Source organism: Pseudomonas sp. A0308 (assembly GCF_044218815.1).
GTDB classification, from domain to species: Bacteria; Pseudomonadota; Gammaproteobacteria; order Pseudomonadales; family Pseudomonadaceae; genus Aquipseudomonas; species Aquipseudomonas iridis.
Genome location: NZ_CP162581.1, coordinates 1,757,751 through 1,779,361, shown reverse-complemented (window position 1 = coordinate 1,779,361; position 21,611 = coordinate 1,757,751). Strand labels below are relative to the sequence as shown.

The window sequence follows — 21,611 nt, the reverse complement described above, 5'->3', positions numbered from 1 at the left end:
GCGACAGCTCCTACATGGGGATGTGCATTTCCCTGTAGGAGCTGTCGCAGGCTGCGATCTTTTGCTTCTAAATATTCAGCTTGATGTAACCCGTGCCCACCTTGCGCGCATACCCCGCCAACACCTGCTGACACAACGTCACGATCTCCTCGACCCACTCGACCCCCACCCGCCACGACACCACCACCTGCAACGCCGGCGGTGTTTTATCGATGCCGAGCAAGGTCAATTCCCCGCGCGCCAGTTCCTCGGCTACCAGCACCGGTGGCAGCGCACCAATGCCAAACCCGTCACGCAGTAACCGGGTAATCGCCGACACCGAATTCACACAGTTCAAGCGCGGCGCCAACACGCCGCTGGCCTGCATCAGCGCCAGAATGTCTTGATGCGGTCGCGAGTTTTTCGAGTAGGTGATGATCCGCTCCTGTGCCAGTTCGGCGAGATCGGCGTACTCGCGGTTGTAGATCGAATTGCTGGCGACGATCCAGCCCAGCGGATGGCTGGCCAGTTCCAGACTGCGCACGCTTTCATGGCGTACCAGGTCGGTTTGCAGGATCAGATCGAGAAAGCCTTTTTGCAGCTGATCGCAGAGATTGAGCGACGTATCCGCCACCAGCTCGATTTCAACCCGCGGATACAGCTCGGTCATCTGCGCCACCAACGGGCTCAGCCAGGTGTGAATCACCGTGTCCATGACACCGATACGCACACGGCCGACTTTGCTCGAGCGGGTCTCGATCGATTGCTTCAGTGCCTGCATGGTGTCGAGCATCTGCTCGGCATAGTCCAGCACTTTCAAGCCTTCGGGCGTCAGGCTTACGCCACGCGAATCACGCAAAAACAGCTTCACACCGAGTTCGCCTTCAAGCACCGCGATGCGGCTGGAAATCGACGCCTGGGTGGTGAACAGCTTATCGGCGGTCAGACGAAAACTCTTCAGCCGGGCGACCCAGACAAAGGTCTCGAGAAACTTCAGGTTCATGGGCAAGGCTCGGGTGACAAATTTTTCTTATGCCTAAGGCGGGGTTTTATTCGTTGGACGCAGCAGGGCTACGGGACGAAAAATCGGCGCATCCGGTTCCCACGATAGGCGTCGTCGGGGCTGCGAACAAGACCAATAAAAAACCTGCGGAGATTTGCCATGAGTGCTCCCGACACTATCGATCTACCCAAGCCATCGGCGCGTCCGGGGCCGTTCGACTGGTATCGCAACATCAACCAACAGGAGCGCCGCACGTTCTGGAGCTGCAAGATCGGCTACGGTCTGGACGGCATGGACACGCAGATGCTCAGTTTCGTCGTGCCGACCCTTATCGCGATGTGGGGCATCACGACCGGTGAAGCGGGACTGATTCACACCAGCACCTTGATCGCTTCGGCCATTGGTGGTTGGGTCGCCGGCATTCTCTCCGACCGCATCGGTCGCGTGCGCACGCTGCAACTGACCGTGCTGTGGTTTGCCTTCTTCACCTTCCTGTGCGGCTTCGCGCAAAACTACGAACAACTGCTGATCGCTCGTACCCTGATGGGCTTCGGTTTCGGCGGTGAATGGACCGCAGGCGCAGTGCTGATCGGCGAGGTGATCCGCGCCAAGGATCGCGGCAAAGCCGTCGGCATGGTGCAATCCGGTTGGGCGCTGGGTTGGGGCCTGACCGCGATTCTGTATGCGCTGCTGTTTTCGGTGTTGCCACCGGAAGACGCGTGGCGGGCGCTGTTCATCCTCGGCATTGTCCCGGCGATTTTCGTGATTTTCGTGCGACGTCTGGTCAAAGACCCGGAGATCTATCGCGAGGCCAAGGCTGCGCAAACTCCGGAAAATCAGGCGAAGTTCTACGAGATATTCGCCCCCGGCATGCTCTTCACCACAATCCGTGCGTCGTTGCTGACCACCGGTGCGCTGGGCGGCTACTACGCGATCACCTCCTGGCTGCCGACCTTCCTGAAAAACGAGCGTGGCTTGAGTGTGCTCGGCACGGGTGGTTATCTGGCGATGGTCATCGTCGGCTCTTATGCCGGTTATGTGATCAGCGCCTATCTGACCGACCTGTTGGGTCGCAAAAAGAACTTCATCCTCTTCGCCGTCGGTTCGTTCACCATCGTTCTGCTGTACACGCAATTGCCAGTGAGCAACGGCGTGATGCTGTGGCTGGGCTTTCCGTTGGGATTCTTTGCTTCGGGGATTTTCAGCGGCATGGGCGCGTTTCTCACTGAGCTGTTCCCCACGCGAATTCGCGGTTCAGGCCAAGGTTTCTGCTACAACATCGGTCGGGCACTGGCGGCACTGTTTCCGCTGTTTATCGGTCTGCTCAGCCAGAAAGTGCCATTGAGCGTGGGCATTGGGGCCTTTGCCGCGGTGTCTTACGGCGTGGTGATTCTCGCGGCGTTGAGCTTGCCGGAGACTCGCGGCAAGCAACTGGATGCGCAGTAACTGATAACCTGCGGGGCATTGCCCAACGGGCTTTGTCCTACGGATAGAAAGACAAGAAGCTACAGGAGTGTTTACCGTGAGCCGCCTGTTATTGAACTGCGACATTGGCGAGAGCTTCGGCAGCTGGACCATGGGTCTGGATGACGAGGTCATGCCCTTCATCGATTGCGCCAACGTGGCCTGCGGTTTCCATGCCGGCGATCCGAGCATCATGCGTAAAACAGTCAGCCGTGCGCTCAGCCACGGCGTGCAGATTGGCGCGCACCCTGCGTATCAGGATCTGGTCGGATTCGGTCGCCGCTCCATGGCCTATTCCGCGCAAGAGTTGCAAGACATCCTGCATTACCAGATTGGCGCCCTCGACGGTATCTGCCGAGCCCAGGGCGGGCGGGTCAGTTACATCAAACCCCATGGCGCGATGTACAACGACATGATGGCCAACCCGGCGCAGTTGCGCGCAGTGATTCAGGCCGTTGCCGCCTACGACCGCGCGTTGCCGCTAATGCTCATGGCAACCCGCGACAATGCGGCGGCGCAGCAGCTCGGTGACGAGTACGGCGTGACCCTGTGGTTCGAAGCCTTCGCCGACCGCGCCTACGACAGCGCCGGCCGACTGGTCTCGCGGCATCAGCCGGGCGCTGTGCATCACGCCCCGCAAAAAATCATCGAGCAAGCCTTGATCATCGCTCGTGGTGACGCGCTCACTGCCAGCGATGGCAGTGCATTGCATTTGCAGGCCAACACCCTGTGCGTGCACGGCGACAACGCCAGTTCGGTGGCTGCCGTGCAGCGCATCCGTGAGGCTTTGAATCAGCAGAACGCGCCATGAATCCACGGATTGAAGTGGTGGCGCTGGATTGCCTGATGCTGCGCCTGTTCGATGAAATCGCCGAAGCCAACATGCCGTGGATGCTAGCGGCCAGCGTGCGGTTGCGTGAGGTGTTCGGCGCGCAGCTGATTGACCTGGTGCCGTCCTACACCACACTGATGGTGCATTACGATTTGACGTCGTTGAGTCCGAAGCAGGCGCGGGAATTGATCGCTGAGGCGTTGATCGATCTGTTGCCAGATGCGCGAACCGTCGGCCAGTGCCACGTGTTGCCGGTCTGGTACGACCTGAGTGTCGGCCCCGAGCTGAGCTTGCTCGCCGAGCGCAGCGGTCTGGCCGTGGAGGAGGTGATTCGTCGCCACAGTGCCAGGGAATACCAGGTGTTCGCCCTCGGTTTTGCGCCGGGTTTTGCTTTCATGGGACTGGTCGAAGAAGTTCTGGCAGCGCCGCGTCTGAATACCCCGCGCAAGAAAGTTGCCGCTGGCAGCGTCGGTATTGCCGAGCGGCAAACTGCCGCTTATCCCGTCGTATCGCCCGGTGGCTGGAACCTGATCGGTCGCACTCCGACGAAGCTCTTTGATCGCAATCGTGACGGCTACAGCCTGATGCAGCCCGGTGACACTGTGCGGTTCGAAGCGGTCAGTCATGCCGAGTTCATCAACCTGGGCGGCGATGACACGCCACTGGAGGCGCTGACATGAGCCGACTGATGATTGAAACCAGCACACCGCTGTGCCTGTTGCAGGACGCCGGGCGCTTTGGCGTGCGACATCTGGGCGTGACTCAGGGCGGCGCGGCGGATTGGTGTTCGATGGGTTGGGCCAACTGGTTGCTGGGTAATGAACTGGATGTGCCGGTCATCGAAATCACCTTGGGCGGGTTTGCGGTGGTGGCCGAAGAGGACTGCATGCTGGCGCTGGCCGGGGCTGATCTTGGTGCGCTGATCGACGGCCAGGCGTTGGCGCCATGGCGCAGTTTCAAATTGAGCAAAGGGCAGACATTGCAGTTCACCCAGCCATTGCTCGGCGCCCGGGCTTATCTGGCGGCGCCCGGTGGCTTCGACGCGCCAAAGGTATTGGGCAGCAGTGCAACGGTGGTGCGCGAAGAGCTTGGCGGGCTTGATGGCATGGGCTTGCCCTTGGCCAAGGGCTCGACGCTGAGCTATCACGGCGAAGCCGCTCAAATGCGCGAAGTAACGCATCAGCAGCAACCGGACCTGCGCTCGAATGAGCCGCTGGACCTGGTGCTCGGTGCGCAAATCGGTCAGTTCAGCGGGCAGAGTCTGTTTGACGTGTTCAATAGCGCCTGGACGCTCGACAGTCGCGCCGATCGCATGGGTATTCGCCTGTTAGGCAAGGCGTTGCAATATCAAGGGTTGCCGATGATTTCCGAGGGCATTCCGCTAGGCGCGGTGCAGGTGCCGCCGGACGGGCAGCCGATTGTGTTGCTCAATGATCGGCAGACCATTGGTGGCTATCCGCGCCTGGGGGCGTTGACGCCGTTGGCGTTGGCGAGATTGGCGCAGCGCCTGCCTGGGGCGCAGGTGCTGTTGAGGCCGGTAGTGCAGGAAGTTGCGCACCGCGAACATGTCGAGTATTTGCAGCGCTTTCTGGATAGCTAAAAGCTTCGCGAGCAGGCTCGCTCCCACAGTGTTCCTGGTTGTACACAAACTTTATGTGCACCTGTGGGAGCGAGCCTGCTCGCGAAGGGGCCTTCACTGACAACACAGATTATTTGGAAAGAAACCGCATCCCTTCTTCCAGCCCGCGAAGGGTCAGCGGATACATCTGGTCCTCGATCAGATCCCTGACGATATTGGTCGACGAGGTATACCCCCACGTATCTTTCGGATACGGGTTGATCCAGATGAGCTTCTTGTACTTCGCCATAAACCGCTGCATCCACACATATCCGGGCTCTTCGTTCCAGTGCTCGACGCTGCCGCCGGCCTGGGTGATTTCATATGGCGCCATGGCGGCGTCGCCGATGAAGATCACTTTGTAGTCGGCTCCGTACTTGTGCAGCAGGTCCTGGGTTGAAGTGCGCTCGGAAGTACGGCGCATATTGTTTTTCCACACCGACTCGTACACGAAGTTGTGGAAGTAGAAATACTCCAGATGCTTGAACTCGGTCTTGCAGGCCGAGAACAGTTCCTCGCAGATCTTCACATGCGCATCCATCGAACCGCCGATGTCGAACAGCAGCAACAGCTTCACCGTGTTGCGGCGTTCCGGACGCATCTGGATGTTCAGCAGACCGGCATCCTTGGCTGTGTGGTCGATGGTGCCGTCGATATCCAGCTCTTCCGCGGCGCCCTGGCGGGCGAATTTACGCAGGCGACGCAGGGCAACCTTGATGTTGCGCGTGCCCAGTTCCACCGAGTCGTCGAGGTTTTTGTATTCGCGTTGATCCCAGACTTTCACCGCTTTGCCCTGGCGCTTGCCAGCATCGCCGACCCGAATGCCTTCCGGGTTGAACCCGCCGGAGCCGAACGGACTGGTGCCGCCAGTGCCGATCCATTTATTGCCGCCGGCGTGACGTTCCTTCTGTTCTTCCAGGCGCTTTTTGAATTCTTCGATCAACTTGTCCAGGCCACCCAGGGACTGGATTTGCGCACGTTCCTCGTCGCTCAGCGAGCGCTCGAACTCCTTGCGCAGCCAGTCTTCGGGAATCAGCGCCTGCAGGTGATCGTCGAGCTTTTCCAGGCCATTGAAGTAAGCGCCGAACGCACGGTCGAACTTGTCGAAATGCCGTTCGTCCTTCACCAGAATCGCCCGCGACAAATAGTAGAACTCGTCCATGTCGGCGAACGTGACGCGCTGTTTCAGCGCGTTGATCAGGTCGAGCAGCTCGCGCACCGATACCGGCACCTTGGCTGCACGCATTTCGTTGAACAGGTTGAGCAACATGGCATCAGCCTCTTAGCGGGTGCCGCGACGGCTCATGAACGCCAGGCGCTCAAGCAGTTGCACGTCCTGTTCGTTCTTGACCAGCGCGCCTGCCAGCGGCGGGATGGCTTTGGTCGGATCGCGCTCACGCAGCACTGCTTCGCCGATGTTGTCGGCCATCAGCAGCTTCAGCCAGTCGACCAGTTCCGAAGTCGATGGCTTCTTCTTCAGGCCCGGCACCTTGCGCACGTCGAAGAACACGTCCAGCGCTTCGCTGACCAGGTCCTTCTTGATGTCCGGGTAATGCACATCGACGATTTTCTGCAGGGTGGTACGGTCGGGAAAGGCGATGTAGTGGAAGAAGCAGCGACGCAGGAAGGCGTCCGGCAACTCTTTCTCGTTGTTGGAGGTAATGATGATGATCGGGCGCTTCTTGGCCTTGATCGTCTCGTCGATCTCGTAAACGTAGAACTCCATCTTGTCGAGTTCTTGCAGCAGGTCGTTCGGGAACTCGATGTCGGCCTTGTCGATTTCGTCGATCAGCAGAATCACCCGCTCTTCGGATTCGAAGGCTTCCCAGAGCTTGCCTTTCTTCAGGTAGTTGCGCACATCGTGGACTTTTTCCGTGCCCAGCTGCGAGTCGCGCAGACGGCTGACCGCGTCGTACTCGTACAGGCCCTGGTGGGCCTTGGTGGTGGACTTGATGTGCCAGGTGATCAACTTGGCGTTGAACGATTCGGCCAGTTGCTCGGCGAGCATGGTCTTGCCGGTACCCGGCTCGCCCTTGACCAACAGCGGCCGCTCCAGGGTGATGGCGGCGTTGACTGCCAGCTTCAGGTCATCGGTGGCAACGTAGGCCTGGGTGCCTTCGAACTTCATCTGCTAATCCTCGAACGGTAACGCCGACCTGAACGGGCAGGGCGGGGGCGAAATAATCGGATGCCCCGACTATAACGCGCAGCCCGGTCGACTGTGAACGCAGACGGCTTATTCAGTCTCTGAATGGGGCGTCACATGTTGACTCAACCCTCATCCGGCTTCGGCCGCTCATAGCGAGCATTGAACGCCTGAACAAATCCATTGCGCAAAATCTGCAAAAACGCTTCGAACGCGTTGATATTTTGCTGATGAACATTGCCGCTCAGTTCTACGCGAGTGGCGAACTGGTTTTTGACCTGGTTCTTCAACACGGTTTCGGTACCGCCGACCAGTGCTTCCCAGACCGAGCGGAACAGTCCTTTGTTTTTGTTCTCGACGTCTTGCTGCCAGTCGAACACATCGACGTCGCGCAGCAGCGGTTTGATGTAACCGGTGACTTTGGCTTTTTCGGCTTTCGCTTCAATCACCACGTCGCCATGGCCGGCATTGAAATCGAACTTGCCATAGGCGGAAGCGAAATCATTCATGCGCTTGAGCTCGATGTCTTTTGCGCGAAGTCGAAACTCGAAGTCTTCGAAGTTGCTCAGCGGATCGAAGGTCGCGGTGGTTTCCAGAGGAGCATGGCCGAGCAACAAGGCTTTGCCCTCGAAACGCGCATCTCGTTTGCCTTCGGTGTCGACCACGTTGGTCAGGTTGTAGATGCTGGCATCGACGTTGGTTGCATTCATGTTCACGGGCGGTTTGGAGTTGAAGTTGCGGAACGTGATTTTCCCGTCGCTGATGCGCACTTCGTTAAGGGTAATCGGCAGGAGTTTGCCCAGTTGCTCGCGCCAGTCAGTACCTTGACCGGTCTGGGAGTTCTGCTTGTTGGCGCCGCCGTCGACAAAGTTGATCTCGGGATTGAAGAATTGCACTTCGCCCACCACCGCATGGTCGTACCACAACGAGTGCCAGCTCACCGCCAGATCAATCACGGGTGCATTGACGAACGGCACGGGTACCTTGCCGTCGACTTTGACGATTTTCAGGCCGTTGATTTTGTAAGCGCCGCGCCACAGCGCCAGGTCAACATCGGTCACCTGGCCACGGTAATCACCCATGTCCGCCAGTTTGTCATTCAGATAGTCGCGCACCAGGTAGGGCAGGGCGATGTGCAAGGCGACCAGTAACACAATGACGGTGGCGAAGGCCCACAACGGCCAACTGTAACGACGCTTCATGGTGACGATTCCCGAACGATATAAAGCGATTGACTGCGGACGTCGACAGACGTTCGACCCGACTGGACTGTGATGGGCAACAGGCATACCTTGGAGCGCTAAATTCAATGCTGCATAAGGACCCAGCCATGAGCCGTATCTTTGCTGACAATGCCCATTCCATCGGCAATACGCCGTTGGTGCAGATCAACCGCATCGCGCCACGCGGTGTGACCATCCTGGCCAAGATCGAGGGGCGCAACCCCGGTTATTCGGTCAAGTGCCGGATCGGCGCCAACATGATCTGGGACGCCGAAAGCAGCGGCAAACTCAAGCCGGGCATGACCATCGTCGAACCGACGTCGGGCAACACCGGCATTGGCCTGGCCTTCGTGGCTGCCGCCCGTGGTTACAAGTTGATGCTGACCATGCCGGCGTCAATGAGTATCGAGCGGCGCAAGGTTCTGAAGGCGCTGGGCGCCGAACTGGTGTTGACCGAACCGGCCAAAGGCATGAAAGGCGCGATCGAAAAGGCGTCGGAGATTGTTGCCAGCGATGCCGACAAATACTTCATGCCCGCGCAGTTCGATAATCCGGCCAACCCGGCCATCCATGAAAAAACCACCGGCCCGGAAATCTGGAACGACACCGATGGCGCCGTTGACGTGCTGGTGGCTGGCGTAGGTACCGGCGGAACCATTACCGGCGTTTCGCGGTATATCAAGAATACCCAGGGCAAACCGATCACTTCGGTGGCGGTGGAACCTGTGGCCTCGCCGGTGATTACCCAGGCGCTGGCCGGTGAAGAGATCAAGCCGAGCCCGCACAAGATTCAGGGCATCGGTGCCGGTTTTGTGCCGAAGAATCTGGATTTGTCGATGGTTGACCGCGTCGAGTTGGTGACCGACGAAGAGTCGAAGGCCATGGCGCTGCGTTTGATGCAGGAAGAAGGGATCTTGTGCGGCATCTCTTGCGGCGCAGCGATGGCCGTGGCGGTTCGCTTGGCGGAGACGCCGGAAATGCAGGGCAAGACGATCGTTGTGATCCTGCCGGACTCCGGTGAGCGTTATCTGTCGAGCATGCTGTTCAGCGATCTGTTCACCGAACAGGAGAATCAGCAGTAACCAGGCAAGTAAAAGATCGCCCGGTGACGGGCGATCTTTTGATCCTGTTTGTGACCTTGATCGCGCAAGGGTGATTTGGATCAGCCAAGGTTCAGGGCCCTTATGTTAATAAATGCTTTGTTACGCAATCCTTAACACTGAATTTTAGGTTGAACGGGTTTTGCCTCAGGCCGGTAGTGTTTATCATGGCCGGCTGCCATGCCGGGTAAAGGGCATTGTGCAGCGTTGTTTTTATTCAAGGAGTCGTTGATGACCTATTCGTTAGCCGCCAAGGTGTCGGTGCTGCTGCTGTTTGTCGGCAGCATCCTCTATGTGCATCTGCGCGGTAAGGCGCGCCTGCCGGTGCTGCGCCAGTTCGTCAACCACTCGGCACTGTTCGCGCCTTACAACGCCTTGATGTACCTGTTCTCCGGCGTACCCTCCAAGCCGTATCTGGATCGCAGCAAGTTTCCGGAACTGGATGTACTGCGCGACAACTGGGAAATCATCCGCGACGAAGCCATGCACCTGTTCGATGAGGGGTATATCCGCGCGGCCGAAAAGAACAACGACGCCGGGTTTGGCTCGTTCTTCAAGAAGGGCTGGAAGCGTTTCTACCTCAAGTGGTACGACAAACCGCTGCCATCGGCAGAGACCCTGTGCCCTAAGACCGTGGCGTTGGTCAGTGCCATTCCCAACGTCAAAGGCGCGATGTTCGCGTTGCTGCCCGGCGGCAGTCACCTCAATCCGCACCGCGATCCGTTTGCCGGCTCCCTGCGTTATCACTTGGGCTTGTCGACACCCAATTCCGATGATTGCCGGATCTTCGTCGACGGCCAGGTCTACGCGTGGCGCGACGGTGAAGACGTGATGTTCGATGAGACCTATGTGCACTGGGTCAAGAACGAAACCGACAAGACCCGCGTCATCCTGTTCTGCGACGTCGAACGTCCACTGAGCAACCGCCTGATGACCCGCATCAACCGCTTCATCAGCGGCTGGCTCGGCCGCGCCACCGCACCGCAGAACCTTGACGATGAACGCGTCGGCGGGATCAACCAGGCCTATGCCTGGAGCAAGAACTTCAGTGACCGGTTCAGCGGCGTGGTCAAACAGTGGAAACGCCGTAATCCGAAGGCTTACCGGGTGATGCGTCCGGTGCTGGCGGTAGTTGTGCTGACGTTGTTGGGGTACTGGTTGTTTGGTTGAGGCCGGACTACAGAAATAAAAAAACCGCTCCTTGTGAGCGGTTTTTTATGCTTTTGAAAAATTTACAGGCGGCCAGCGGCGAGTAAGTTTGGCTCTTCGGTTTCAGCGCCTGTTACAAGTAATTGCAGGGCTGGCGGTCAACGCTGTTTCACCGGATTTTCTGCCATCGTTAGCGATTTTTCCGCGGGAAGGCTTCTTCGTCGATTTACTCACTTTGCCTCCTGCGCTGAGCGATGGCTTGCGTCGATGGGTTTAGCCGGCCTTGAAAGCCGATTCTCCTGACCCCCGTCTGTCGCTGCTGGCGCTTTGGTCAAATCATTGCAATCCATGTCCCGCGCTGGTTATAGTCGGCCCTCGTGAGCCATACGACTCACACCTCTATCCCAAGAAGATCAGCCCAAATGCCTGCATCCCTCATCAACGCGGTAGTCGATTCAGCGGTCAACGCTGGCGTCGTGCCGTGCGGGAATCAGCAGCCAAAGCAGATCAGTCATTACCCTCCACCTGTCAGTAGCACGCCGGTGAGCGCAGTTGCGCCGCCACCGCCGGGCGTTGGTGTTTCGGGCTGATCGGCATTTATTGCTGACCCCTGCGCCCGCCTGCAAAAACCTACTGAATTTCAGCTTCGGCTGAGTTGGCTATTTGCCTGACTACAGGTGGTATTCATGTTTGTCCTTTCGAAAAAGTCCGCGCTTGCGGCGCTGTCCACGTGCCTGTTCGTTCTGCTGTGGAGCAGCGGGGCGATCTTCTCCAAATGGGGGCTGGCCCACGCGTCACCCTTTGCCTTCCTGTTCATTCGCTTTGCCATCGCCCTGTGCGGGCTGGTGCTGCTGATTCCATTGCTGAAACTGAAACTGCCCAAGGGCGGCAGGCCGATGCTGTTTGCGATCGCCACGGGGGTGGTGTTGTTGGGGGCTTATCAGATTTTCTATCTGCTGGCCCTGAACACCCAAATCACCCCGGGTGTGATGGCGACCATCATGGGCGTGCAGCCGATTCTGACGGTGGTATTAATGGAGCGGCAGCGCTCGGCGAGCCGGCTGTTCGGGCTGGCGCTCGGCTTGGCGGGCCTGATCATGGTGGTTTACCAGGGCATCGGTCTGGCCGGCATGTCGTGGGCGGGGATGCTGTTTGGTCTGCTGGCGCTGGGGAGCATGACGCTGGGGTCGATCATGCAGAAACGCATCACCGAAAATCCCCTCGGCACGCTGCCGGTGCAGTACCTGGCCGGGCTGTTGTTGTGCGGGATCTTTGTACCGTTCCAGCCGTTTCATTTCGAACACAGCGCGGGTTTCATCGTGCCGGTGTTGTGGATGGGGCTGGTGGTGTCGGTACTGGCGACGCTGCTGCTGTATCGCCTGATCGCCAGGGGGAATCTGGTGAATGTCACCAGTCTGTTCTATCTAGTGCCAGCGGTGACGGCGGTGATGGACTACCTGATTTTTGGTAATCGCCTTGCGGCATTGAGCGTGCTGGGGATGCTGTTGATCATTGTCGGGTTGGCCTTCGTGTTCCGCAAAACCCGATGACGCGACCCCTGTAGGCGCTGCCGCAGGCTGCGATCTTTTGATCCTGATCTTTAAAGTCAAAAGATCGCAGCCAGCGACGGCACCTACAGTTTTTTCACCACCGCCGGCTTCAACACCAGCCACAACGCCAACGCAATCAACACCCCGCCGTAGACGTGAGCCATCGACAACGGCTCATCCAGCAACAGCGCGCCCCACAACACCCCGAACGGCGGAATCATGAAGGTCACGGTCATCGATTTGACCGGGCCAATGGAGCTGAGCAGGCGGAAGTAAATAATGTAGGCGAACGCGGTGCAGCCCAGGCCCAAACCGAGCAGCGACAGCCAGACATTCCAGCCGCCCCAGCTCGCTGGCGGTTGAGTTACCACGCTGTAACCGAACAGCGGCAGCAGGAACAGTGTCGCGCCGAGCATGCTGCCCACGGCTGACAAACGACTGTCCAACCCGCCGGCCTGATCCAGCCAGCGCCGTGCAAGGAATCCGGCAAAACCGTAACAAGTGGTCGCGAGCAGGCAGGCGAGGGCGCCCAGCAGCAATTGCATATCGAAGGCCACGGGACCGGCGCGCGTCAGCACGCCTACACCGAACAATCCAAGGAACACGCCCGCCAGTTTGGCCGTGGTGAGTTTCTCGCTGAAGAACAACCCGCCGATCAACACACCCATCAATGGCGTGGTGGCGTTGAAGATCGCCGAATAACCGGCCGGCAGCACTTGAGCCGCGACCGAATACAGCGTCGCCGGTATCCCCGAGTTGATCACGCCGAGCAGCATCAGGGTTTTCAGTTTGCCCTTGAAATCCCAGCTGATGCGCATCAGTCCGAGGATCACCAGTAGACCGACGGCAGCGATCGACACACGAAAAAACGCCGTCGGAATGGTGCCGATCACTGGCGCAATAATGCGCATGAACAGAAAACTCGCACCCCAGATGGCAGCCAGCGACAACATACGGAAAATATCGACAGGGCTCACGGCGGGCTCCTTGCTTGATCGGGACGAGAGTGTTGCCGAGCCTCCTGACGATGGCAACCGCTAATCGGGCATTTAAATGTCCCCGGCAGGAATGCCTGGCAAAAAAGCCACGCCGTACGTCTGCGCTTCGGTTTTGGCAGAAATTGCACTTCTCCTCATGCCGGTTCCGTGGCTAAGCTCAGGCATCACGAATGCACGCAGAGGTTTCATCTATGCCGCAGCAATGGCCCGCCACCGACATCGCCCGCATGATCCTCGATGGCTTTGATGATTACCGCGAGCATTTCCGCCGCATCACCGATGGCGCCCGGGAGCGATTCGAGCAGGCGCGCTGGCAGGAGACGCAAACCGCGTCGGCGGCGCGAATCAACCTGTATGAGGAAAAAGTCGGCGAAACCATCGCCCGACTGCGCGAATACTTCGACGACGAAGCGCTGATGAATGTCAGTTGCTGGCCGCTGGTGAAAAGCGCCTACATCAGCGTCATCGACCTGCGCTTCGACGACGAACTGTCGGAGACCTGGTACAACTCGATTTTCTGCGGGCTGTTCAGCCATGACCTCATCAGCGACGGCTGCATGTTCATCCACACCACCCGCCCGAGCCTGCGCCGAGCGCGGGCTGCGCAAACCCGCACGTACAAGCCGCAAGGGCAATTGTCGGGGATGCTCGCGAGCATTTTTGCCGACTACCGTTTCAGCGAGGATTACGCCGATTTGCCCGGCGACCTGCGCCGCCTCGAAGCGCAGTTGCGTGAAAATCTCCCGGACTGGGTGTGCAAAGACCCGGAACTGAGCGTCGAGCTGTTTTCCTCGGTGTTGTACCGCAACAAGGGCGCGTACCTGGTCGGGCGCATTTACACCCGCGATGAGCAATGGCCCCTGGTGATTCCGCTGCTGCACCGCGAAGGGCGCGGGATTCAGATCGATGCGCTGATCACCGACGAAGCCGATGTGTCGATCATCTTCTCTTTCACCCGTTCGTATTTCATGGTGGATGTGCCGGTGCCGGCTGAGTTCATCGGTTTTCTGCGGCGGATTTTGCCGGGCAAACACATCGCCGAGTTGTATACCTCTATTGGTTTTTACAAGCACGGCAAGTCCGAGTTCTATCGGGCGCTGATCAATCACCTGGCCAACACCGATGACCAGTTCATCATGGCGCCGGGCGTGCGTGGCATGGTCATGAGCGTGTTTACCCTGCCGGGCTTCAACACCGTGTTCAAGATCATCAAGGACCGGTTTTCACCGTCGAAAAACGTCGACCGTGCCACGGTCATCGAGAAGTATCGACTGGTGAAAAGCGTCGACCGGGTAGGCCGCATGGCCGATACCCAGGAATTTGCCGATTTCCGCTTTCCGCTGAGCAAATTCGAGCCGGCGTGCCTCGAGGAATTACTGGAGGTCGCGCCGTCCACGGTGTCGGTGGAAGGCGACACGGTGCTGATCCGCCACTGCTGGACGGAACGGCGGATGACCCCGCTCAACCTTTATCTGGAAAACGCCAACGATGCGCAGGTGCATGAAGCGCTGGAAGATTACGGGCTCGCGATCAAGCAACTGGCGGCGGCGAACATCTTTCCCGGCGACATGTTGTTGAAGAACTTCGGCGTCACCCGTCACGGGCGGGTGGTGTTCTATGACTATGACGAGATCTGTTTCCTGACCGAAGCCAACTTCCGCCACATCCCGCAACCGCGCACACCCGAGGATGAAATGGCGTCGGAGCCGTGGTATTCGATCGGGCCGCTGGATGTGTTTCCCGAGGAGTTTCCGCCGTTTCTGTTTGCTGATTCGGGGCAACGCAAGTTGTTCGATCAGTTGCATGGCGAGTTGTATAACGCCGATTACTGGAAAAGCCTGCAGGACGCGATTCGCGCCGGCAAAGTGATTGATGTTTTCCCGTACCGCCGCAAAGGTCTCGATAACGAATAACTTACCACCCCTGTAGGAGCTGCCGCAGGCTGCGATCTTTTGATCTTGCCTTTATAAAACAAAGTCAAAAGATCGCAGCCTGCGGCAGCTCCTACAGGGGAAGCAGGTCAATCGAGGGTAAATCTGCGACAATCGCGTCCTTGCGCCACTACACGACCGAATTGCGTACCCGATGACCGACGAATCGCCCTCCATCGACAAACTGTTGAAAAACCTCGATCACGCCATGCTCGCCGACCGCCACCGGCTGCGGCGGCAGTTGCTTGAGCTGCGCAAGAATCCCGATGAGGCCAAGCTGGCCCAATGGGTGACGCGCATGCAGGCATCTTGTGATCAGGTGCTGGCGCGAAAGGCCAGCCTGCCGGTCATTCGTTACGACGACAGCCTGCCGATTGCGGCCAAGCGTGACGAGATCAAAAAGGCGCTGGAGCAGCATCAGGTCCTGATCATCGCGGGTGAAACCGGCTCGGGTAAAACCACCCAGTTGCCGAAAATCTGCCTGGAAATCGGTCGTGGTCAACACGGTCTGATCGGCCACACCCAGCCGCGCCGGATCGCTGCGCGCAGCGTCGCCAGCCGCGTCGCCGAAGAGCTCGGGACGCCGCTCGGTTCGCTGGTCGGCTATCAGGTGCGTTTTGAAGATCAGAGCGACTCCAACACCCTGATCAAACTGATGACCGACGGCATCCTGCTGGCGGAAACCCAGAACGACCGCTACCTCGAACGCTACGACACGATCATCGTCGACGAAGCCCACGAACGCAGCCTCAACATCGATTTTCTGCTCGGTTACCTGAAAACCCTGCTGCCGCGTCGCCCGGATCTGAAAGTCATCATCACCTCGGCAACCATCGATCTGGAACGTTTCTCCAAGCATTTCGACGATGCGCCGATTGTTGAAGTGTCCGGCCGAACCTTCCCGGTGGACACCTGGTATCGCCCGCTGACCCTGGAGCAGGACGAAGAGGGCAACCGTGTCGAAGATGACCTGACCGTGGATCAGGCGATCCTCGCCACCCTCGACGAAATCGCCGCTTATGAGCGCAGCGAACGCCGCAGCCCCGGTGATGTTTTGGTGTTCCTGCCCGGCGAACGGGAGATTCGCGACGCCGCCGATATGCTGCGCAAGGCGCAGATCAAGCACACCGAAATTCTGCCGCTGTATGCGCGTCTGTCACCGGCCGAGCAGCAGCGGATTTTCCAGTCGCACCCGGGCCGTCGTGTGGTGCTGGCGACCAACGTTGCCGAAACCTCGCTGACCGTGCCGGGCATCCGTTACGTGATCGACAGCGGTACTGCGCGCATCAGCCGCTACAGCTATCGCGCCAAGGTCCAGCGCCTGCCGATCGAAGCGATTTCCCAGGCCAGTGCCAACCAGCGTAAAGGTCGCTGCGGCCGGGTCGAGCCGGGTATCTGCATCCGCCTCTACAGCGAAGAAGACTTCATCGGCCGCCCGGAATTTACCGATCCGGAAATTCTGCGCACTAACCTCGCCGCGGTGATTTTGCAGATGCTCCATCTGCGCCTCGGCGAAATCACCGCGTTCCCGTTCATCGAGCCGCCGGACGGCAAGGCGATCAGTGACGGTTTCAATCTGCTGCAAGAACTCTCGGCGGTCGATCGCAACAGCCAGTTGACCCCGCTCGGCCGCCAATTGGCGCGCCTGCCGGTGGACCCGCGCATGGGTCGTATGCTGCTCGAAGCGGCCAAGCTCGGCAGTCTGCAGGAAGTGCTGATCGTCGCCAGTGCCATGTCGATTCAGGACCCGCGCGAGCGTCCGCCGGAACGTCAGCAAGCCGCCGATCAGGCCCACGCGCAATGGAAGGACATCGACTCGGACTTCGCCGGGCTGGTCAATCTGTGGCGTGGTTTTGAAGAGCAGCGCCAGGCGCTCACGGCCAGTCCGCTGCGCAATTGGTGTCGGAAGAACTTCCTCAATTACTTGCGTTTGCGCGAGTGGCGCGATTCCCATCGCCAGTTGAGCCTGATCTGCCGCGACATGCAGCTGAGCCTGAACAAAGAGCCGGCGGATTATCAGAAACTGCACAAAGCGGTGCTGGTGGGGCTGCTCAGCCAGATCGGCCAGAAAACCGAGGACGGCGATTACCTCGGCGCGCGTCAGCGACGCTTCTGGATTCATCCGTCGTCAGGCATCGGCAAGAAGCGCCCGCAATGGCTGATGACCGCCGAACTGGTGGAGACCACCAAGCTTTACGCACGCATGGTCGCCAAGATCGACGCTGACTGGATCGAGCCGCTTGCCGGGCATCTGATCAAGAAAAACCACTTCGAGCCGCACTGGGAGAAGAAGCGCGGCCAGGTCGTGGCGTTCGAGCAGATCACCCTGTTCGGCCTGATCGTGGTTGGCCGCCGGCCGGTGCACTACGGTCCGGTAGATCCGGTGGTCTCGCGTGAATTGTTTATCCGTGAAGGTCTGGTGCGCGGCGAGATTCAATCCAGAGCCAAGTGTCTGTCCGCTAACCAGAAGCTACTGGAACAGCTCGACGAACTCGAAGCCAAGGCCCGTCGTCGCGACATCCTCGCCGACGAAGAAACCCTGTACGCCTTCTACGATGCACGCTTGCCGGCAGAGATTCACCAGACGGCGACCTTCGACAGTTGGTATCGCATCAACAGCCAGAAAGATCCGCAGCTGTTGATCATGCGTGAAGAAGACGTACTGGCCCGCGAGGCCAGTGAAGTCACCGCACGGGATTACCCGGACACCCTGCACATCGGTGATCTGGAGCTGGCCCTGACGTATCATTTTGAACCCAATCACCCGCGTGACGGCGTGACCTTGCGTGTGCCGGCGCCGCTGTTGCCGATGTTGCCGCCGGAGCGTCTGGAATGGCTGGTGCCGGGGTTGATCGAGGCCAAGTGCATCGCCCTCGTGCGTAACTTGCCGAAAGCGCTGCGCAAGAATTTCGTGCCGGTGCCGGACTTCATCAAGGCTGCGTTGCAACGCATGACCTTCGCCGAAGGTTCGCTGCCGCAAGCTCTGGGCCGTGAGCTGTTGCGCATGACCGGCGCACGGGTCAGTGATGAGGCGTGGGCAGAGGCTGAGCAAGGGGTCGAAGGGCATCTGCGGATGAACCTGGAAATCGTCGACGGCCAAGGCAGGTTTCTTGGCGAAGGACGAGATCTGGCCGAGCTGACGGCGCGTTTTGCCGAAGCCAGTCAGGCCGCACTGGCCGTGCCGCAGAGCGCTAAAAGTCAGCAACCGGTAGAGGCGAAAGTCTTTGCCCCGGTGGCAGAAAAAACTCAGCAGAAGATCGCCGGGTTGTCGATGACGGTGTATCCGGCGCTGGTGGAAGAGGGCGGTACGGTCAAGGAAGGACGATTCTCGACGCCGGCCGAAGCCGAGTTTCAGCATCGTCGTGCGTTGCAGCGTTTGTTGATGCAGCAATTGGCCGAGCCGGCCAAATTCCTGCGTGGCAAGTTGCCGGGGCAGACCGAACTGGGTTTGCTCTACCGCGATCTGGGGCGGGTCGATGCCTTGGTCGAAGACATTTTGCTGGCCAGCCTCGACAGCTGCATTCTGGAGGGCGAAGACCCGTTGCCCCGTGACGGCGCAGGGCTGGCGGCATTGGCCGAGCGCAAGCGCAGCAGCTGGATTGAACATGCCGAGCGTGTGGCGCGGCTGACGCTGGAGATCCTGAAGATCTGGCACGGTCTGCAAAAGCGCTTCAAGGGCAAGATCGACCTCGCCCAAGCCGTGGCGCTCAATGACATCAAGCAGCAGATCAGTAATCTGGTCTATCCGGGCTTTGTCCGGGAAACGCCGATGCAGTGGCTCAAGGAGTTGCCGCGTTACCTGAAAGCGGTCGAGCAGCGTTTCGAGAAACTCGGCGCGCAGGTGCAGAAGGATCGGGTCTGGAGCGGTGAACTCGCTGGCCTCTGGGCGCAATACCAGACTCGCGCCGCCAAACACGCCCAGGAAGGCAAACGCGATCCGCAGCTTGAGTTGTACCGTTGGTGGCTGGAGGAATATCGGGTTTCGCTGTTCGCCCAGCAGCTGGGGACGAAAGTACCGATCTCCGACAAACGCCTGAACAAGCAGTGGACTCAGGTCGAGCCCTGATCTTGCTCCGTAAGCAATGCCCCCTGTGGGAGCGAGCCTGCTCGCGAAAGCGCTGTATCAGACACCATCGCGGTGACTGACACACGGCCTCCGCGAGCAGGCTCGCTCCCACGTCGGGATTTGGGTAGTGCGTGAGAAAGGGGCCAAAACCTTGGGTTTATGGCAAACTTCGCGACCATAAACGCCGCGTTCGCGACCCAGAGCCTTCGGCCGTGTCCCGGAGCGGAATAAAGCGATGCCAGGTTTGCGTCCCCCGGATGGGAATAGACCCTTTGTGTGTTGGTACGACGGTTCCAGCACTTTCTGCCTGAACAGATTAGAGAAACGACCATGCATAACGTCGTCATCAGCGGCACCGGCCTGTATACCCCGGCCAACAGCATCTCCAACGAAGAGCTGGTGCAGTCTTTCAATACCTACGTCGCACAGTTCAACGCGGACAACGCCGAGGCCATCGCCAGCGGCGAAGTCCAGGCACTGACTGAATCCAGCGCACCGTTCATCGAGAAAGCCTCGGGCATCAAAAGCCGTTTTGTCATGGACAAGGACGGCATTCTTGATCCGCAACGCATGGCCCCGCGCCTGCCGGAGCGGTCCAACGACGAATGGTCGGTGCTCTGCCAGATGGCCATCGGTGCTGCCGAGCAAGCCTTGCAACGCGCCGGCAAAACCGCTGCCGACATCGACGGTGTCATCGTTGCCTGCTCCAACCTGCAACGCGCCTACCCGGCCATCGCCATCGAAGTCCAGGAAGCGCTGGGCATTCAAGGTTTCGGTTTCGACATGAACGTGGCCTGTTCCTCGGCGACCTTCGGCATTCAGGCAGCGACCAACAGCGTGCAACTGGGCCAGGCCCGGGCGATCCTGATGGTCAACCCGGAAGTCTGCACCGGTCACTTGAACTTCCGTGACCGCGACAGCCACTTCATCTTCGGCGATGCAGCCACTGCGGTGATCATCGAACGCGCCGACCTGGCTACCTCCAAGCACCAGTTCGACGTGGTCAGCACCAAACTGCTGACCAAGTTTTCCAACAACATCCGCAACAACTTCGGCTTCCTCAACCGTGCGGCGGAAGAGGGCGTCGGTGCTCGCGACAAGTTGTTCGTGCAGGAAGGCCGCAAGGTGTTCAAGGACGTTTGCCCGATGGTTGCCGAACTGATCGGCGAGCATCTGCAAGAGAACCAGCTCAATGTCGGCGACGTTAAGCGCTTCTGGTTGCACCAGGCCAACCTGAGCATGAACCACCTGATCGTGCGCAAACTGCTGGGCCGCGAAGCGACGGAAGAAGAGGCGCCGGTAATCCTCGACACTTACGCCAACACCAGTTCGGCGGGGTCGGTCATTGCCTTCCACAAGTATCAGGATGACCTGGCCGCCGGTTCGCTGGCAGTGCTGAGTTCGTTCGGTGCGGGTTACTCGATCGGTAGCGTGATTCTGCGCAAGCGCTGAGTTTGCCTTGAAAAGATCGCAGCCTGCGACAGCTCCTACACTGACGGTTTCAAACCCGTTGTTGTAAGTGCTGCCGCGGGCTGCGATCTTTTGCGTCCTATCAACTGAAACGAGGCGTCAATGGCCGTTACGGACGACACCCAATTGCTTGAGCGTTTGCTGGCAGGCGAGCAGAAGGCTTTCAAGGAGCTGGTCACGACTTATCAGAGCGCCATGCGTGCCGTTGCGTATGCGATCGTCGGCCAGCGTCATGTCGAGGAAGTGGTGCAGGACGCCTGGCTGTCAGTGGTACGTCATATTGGCAGCTTCGAAGGGCGCTCCAGTCTCAAGACCTGGCTGCTGACCATTACTGCCAACTCGGCCAAGAGTCGCTACAAGCAAAATCGCCGTGAGGTGTTGCTCGACGACTTGCCGTCGCCCCACGGCACTATCGACGACGACCGTTTTTCGTCCGGCGACGGCCATTGGCTGGTCGCGCCTTTCGCCTGGCACCAGGACACTCCCGAGGCGTTGTTGACCGAAGGCGAACTGCGCGAGTGCCTGGAGCACACGTTGCTGAGCCTGTCGGAACTGCAAAGCTGCGTTTTGCTGTTGCGTGAGCGCCAGGGCGTGGAGCTCGAAGAGATCTGTAATCTTCTGGACATCTCGCTCTCCAATGTTCGGGTGCTGCTGCATCGGGCACGGTTAAAGGTCTTCGCGACCGTGGAACATTTTGAGGAGACAGGAGAATGTTGACATGCAAGGAGCAAGTGGCACGATCCAGCGATTATCTCGATGGTCAGCTGAGTTTTGGCGAGAAGCTGATGGTGCGTCATCACCTGATGTTCTGCCGCAACTGCCGGCGTTTCATACGCCAGATGCGGTTGATGCAGGCGACACTGAAGGCCATGCCGGAACAACCTGAAGAGGGTGTTGATGCATTGGCTGAGCGCCTGGCGACGCAACGACGGGAAGACAAGCCACTGTAGGAGCTGCCGCAGGCTGCGATCTTTTGATCTTAAAAACAAGATCAAAAGATCGCAGCCTGCGGCAGCTCCTACAGGTTTTTTTTGCGCATTCTGAAATAGCCCCGCGTGGGTGAAACGAACGGATGATGGGGG

The 21,611-nt window shown here is 59.1% G+C and carries 18 protein-coding genes; 13 read left to right on the top strand and 5 right to left on the bottom strand.

Going from position 1 to position 21,611, the window contains the following annotated elements:
* Positions 1-67: 67 nt before the first annotated feature.
* Complete coding sequence (locus AB4P92_RS08265) at positions 68-982, bottom strand: LysR family transcriptional regulator (RefSeq protein ID WP_042558103.1); 915 nt, start codon at positions 980-982, stop codon at positions 68-70.
* A 159-nt stretch (positions 983-1,141) separates the two neighbouring features.
* Here AB4P92_RS08265 and AB4P92_RS08260 point away from each other — a divergent pair, with 159 nt between their 5' ends.
* From AB4P92_RS08260 to AB4P92_RS08245, 4 genes are all read left to right on the top strand, one after another.
* A complete protein-coding gene (locus tag AB4P92_RS08260; protein WP_395599232.1) occupies positions 1,142-2,428 on the top strand; it encodes an MFS transporter in 1,287 nt (428 codons plus the stop codon).
* Positions 2,429-2,504: 76 nt separating this feature from the next.
* Positions 2,505-3,257, top strand: coding sequence for a 5-oxoprolinase subunit PxpA (locus AB4P92_RS08255; protein ID WP_395599231.1), 753 nt, complete (start codon positions 2,505-2,507; stop codon positions 3,255-3,257).
* The gene (gene pxpB / locus AB4P92_RS08250; protein WP_395599230.1) at positions 3,254-3,958 is read left to right on the top strand and encodes a 5-oxoprolinase subunit PxpB; all 705 of its coding nucleotides are present in this window, start codon (positions 3,254-3,256) and stop codon (positions 3,956-3,958) included. Before AB4P92_RS08255 ends, pxpB begins: the two co-directional genes overlap by 4 nt.
* A complete protein-coding gene (locus AB4P92_RS08245) occupies positions 3,955-4,878 on the top strand; it encodes a biotin-dependent carboxyltransferase family protein (protein WP_395599229.1) in 924 nt (307 codons plus the stop codon). The genes pxpB and AB4P92_RS08245 overlap by 4 nt, the downstream gene beginning before the upstream one ends.
* 109 nt (positions 4,879-4,987) lie before the next feature.
* Here the strand turns inward: AB4P92_RS08245 and AB4P92_RS08240 are convergent, their stop codons facing one another.
* From AB4P92_RS08240 to AB4P92_RS08230, 3 genes are all read right to left on the bottom strand, one after another.
* Positions 4,988-6,166, bottom strand: a complete 1,179-nt coding sequence (locus AB4P92_RS08240; protein ID WP_042558108.1) for a VWA domain-containing protein — start codon at positions 6,164-6,166, stop codon at positions 4,988-4,990.
* A gap of 12 nt (positions 6,167-6,178) precedes the next feature.
* Complete coding sequence (locus AB4P92_RS08235; protein WP_042558109.1) at positions 6,179-7,024, bottom strand: MoxR family ATPase; 846 nt, start codon at positions 7,022-7,024, stop codon at positions 6,179-6,181.
* A gap of 143 nt (positions 7,025-7,167) precedes the next feature.
* Positions 7,168-8,244 (bottom strand): DUF748 domain-containing protein, encoded by a 1,077-nt coding sequence (locus AB4P92_RS08230; RefSeq protein WP_042558110.1) that lies wholly within the window; start codon positions 8,242-8,244, stop codon positions 7,168-7,170.
* A gap of 128 nt (positions 8,245-8,372) precedes the next feature.
* Here AB4P92_RS08230 and cysK point away from each other — a divergent pair, with 128 nt between their 5' ends.
* From cysK to AB4P92_RS08210, 4 genes are all read left to right on the top strand, one after another.
* Entirely contained in the window at positions 8,373-9,347 is a 975-nt protein-coding gene (gene cysK, locus AB4P92_RS08225) for a cysteine synthase A (protein WP_042558111.1), read from the top strand.
* Between the two features lie 249 nt (positions 9,348-9,596).
* The gene (locus AB4P92_RS08220) at positions 9,597-10,535 is read left to right on the top strand and encodes an aspartyl/asparaginyl beta-hydroxylase domain-containing protein (RefSeq protein ID WP_261735211.1); all 939 of its coding nucleotides are present in this window, start codon (positions 9,597-9,599) and stop codon (positions 10,533-10,535) included.
* A gap of 401 nt (positions 10,536-10,936) precedes the next feature.
* On the top strand, positions 10,937-11,104 hold the full coding sequence (locus AB4P92_RS08215; protein ID WP_395599228.1) for a hypothetical protein: 168 nt from the start codon (positions 10,937-10,939) through the stop codon (positions 11,102-11,104).
* Between the two features lie 96 nt (positions 11,105-11,200).
* Positions 11,201-12,064, top strand: coding sequence for a DMT family transporter (locus AB4P92_RS08210; protein WP_042558113.1), 864 nt, complete (start codon positions 11,201-11,203; stop codon positions 12,062-12,064).
* Between the two features lie 83 nt (positions 12,065-12,147).
* On the opposite strand, the gene AB4P92_RS08205 is transcribed toward AB4P92_RS08210, so the two are convergent.
* Positions 12,148-13,041 (bottom strand): DMT family transporter, encoded by an 894-nt coding sequence (locus AB4P92_RS08205; protein WP_042558114.1) that lies wholly within the window; start codon positions 13,039-13,041, stop codon positions 12,148-12,150.
* A 212-nt stretch (positions 13,042-13,253) separates the two neighbouring features.
* On the opposite strand from AB4P92_RS08205, the gene aceK reads away from it, so the two are divergent.
* The 5 genes from aceK (at position 13,254) to AB4P92_RS08180 (ending at position 21,479) form a co-directional block, all read left to right on the top strand.
* Positions 13,254-14,975, top strand: a complete 1,722-nt coding sequence (gene aceK, locus AB4P92_RS08200) for a bifunctional isocitrate dehydrogenase kinase/phosphatase (RefSeq protein WP_115147725.1) — start codon at positions 13,254-13,256, stop codon at positions 14,973-14,975.
* Between the two features lie 172 nt (positions 14,976-15,147).
* Entirely contained in the window at positions 15,148-19,059 is a 3,912-nt protein-coding gene (gene hrpA, locus AB4P92_RS08195; RefSeq protein ID WP_395599227.1) for an ATP-dependent RNA helicase HrpA, read from the top strand.
* A 330-nt stretch (positions 19,060-19,389) separates the two neighbouring features.
* On the top strand, positions 19,390-20,511 hold the full coding sequence (locus tag AB4P92_RS08190) for a beta-ketoacyl-ACP synthase III (protein ID WP_042558117.1): 1,122 nt from the start codon (positions 19,390-19,392) through the stop codon (positions 20,509-20,511).
* A 120-nt stretch (positions 20,512-20,631) separates the two neighbouring features.
* On the top strand, positions 20,632-21,246 hold the full coding sequence (locus AB4P92_RS08185; protein ID WP_395599226.1) for an RNA polymerase sigma factor: 615 nt from the start codon (positions 20,632-20,634) through the stop codon (positions 21,244-21,246).
* Positions 21,240-21,479 carry an anti-sigma factor gene (locus tag AB4P92_RS08180; RefSeq protein WP_210622188.1) on the top strand — a complete coding sequence of 80 codons (240 nt, stop codon included), beginning with the start codon at positions 21,240-21,242 and terminating at the stop codon, positions 21,477-21,479. The genes AB4P92_RS08185 and AB4P92_RS08180 overlap by 7 nt, the downstream gene beginning before the upstream one ends.
* The last annotated feature ends 132 nt before the right edge of the window (positions 21,480-21,611 follow it).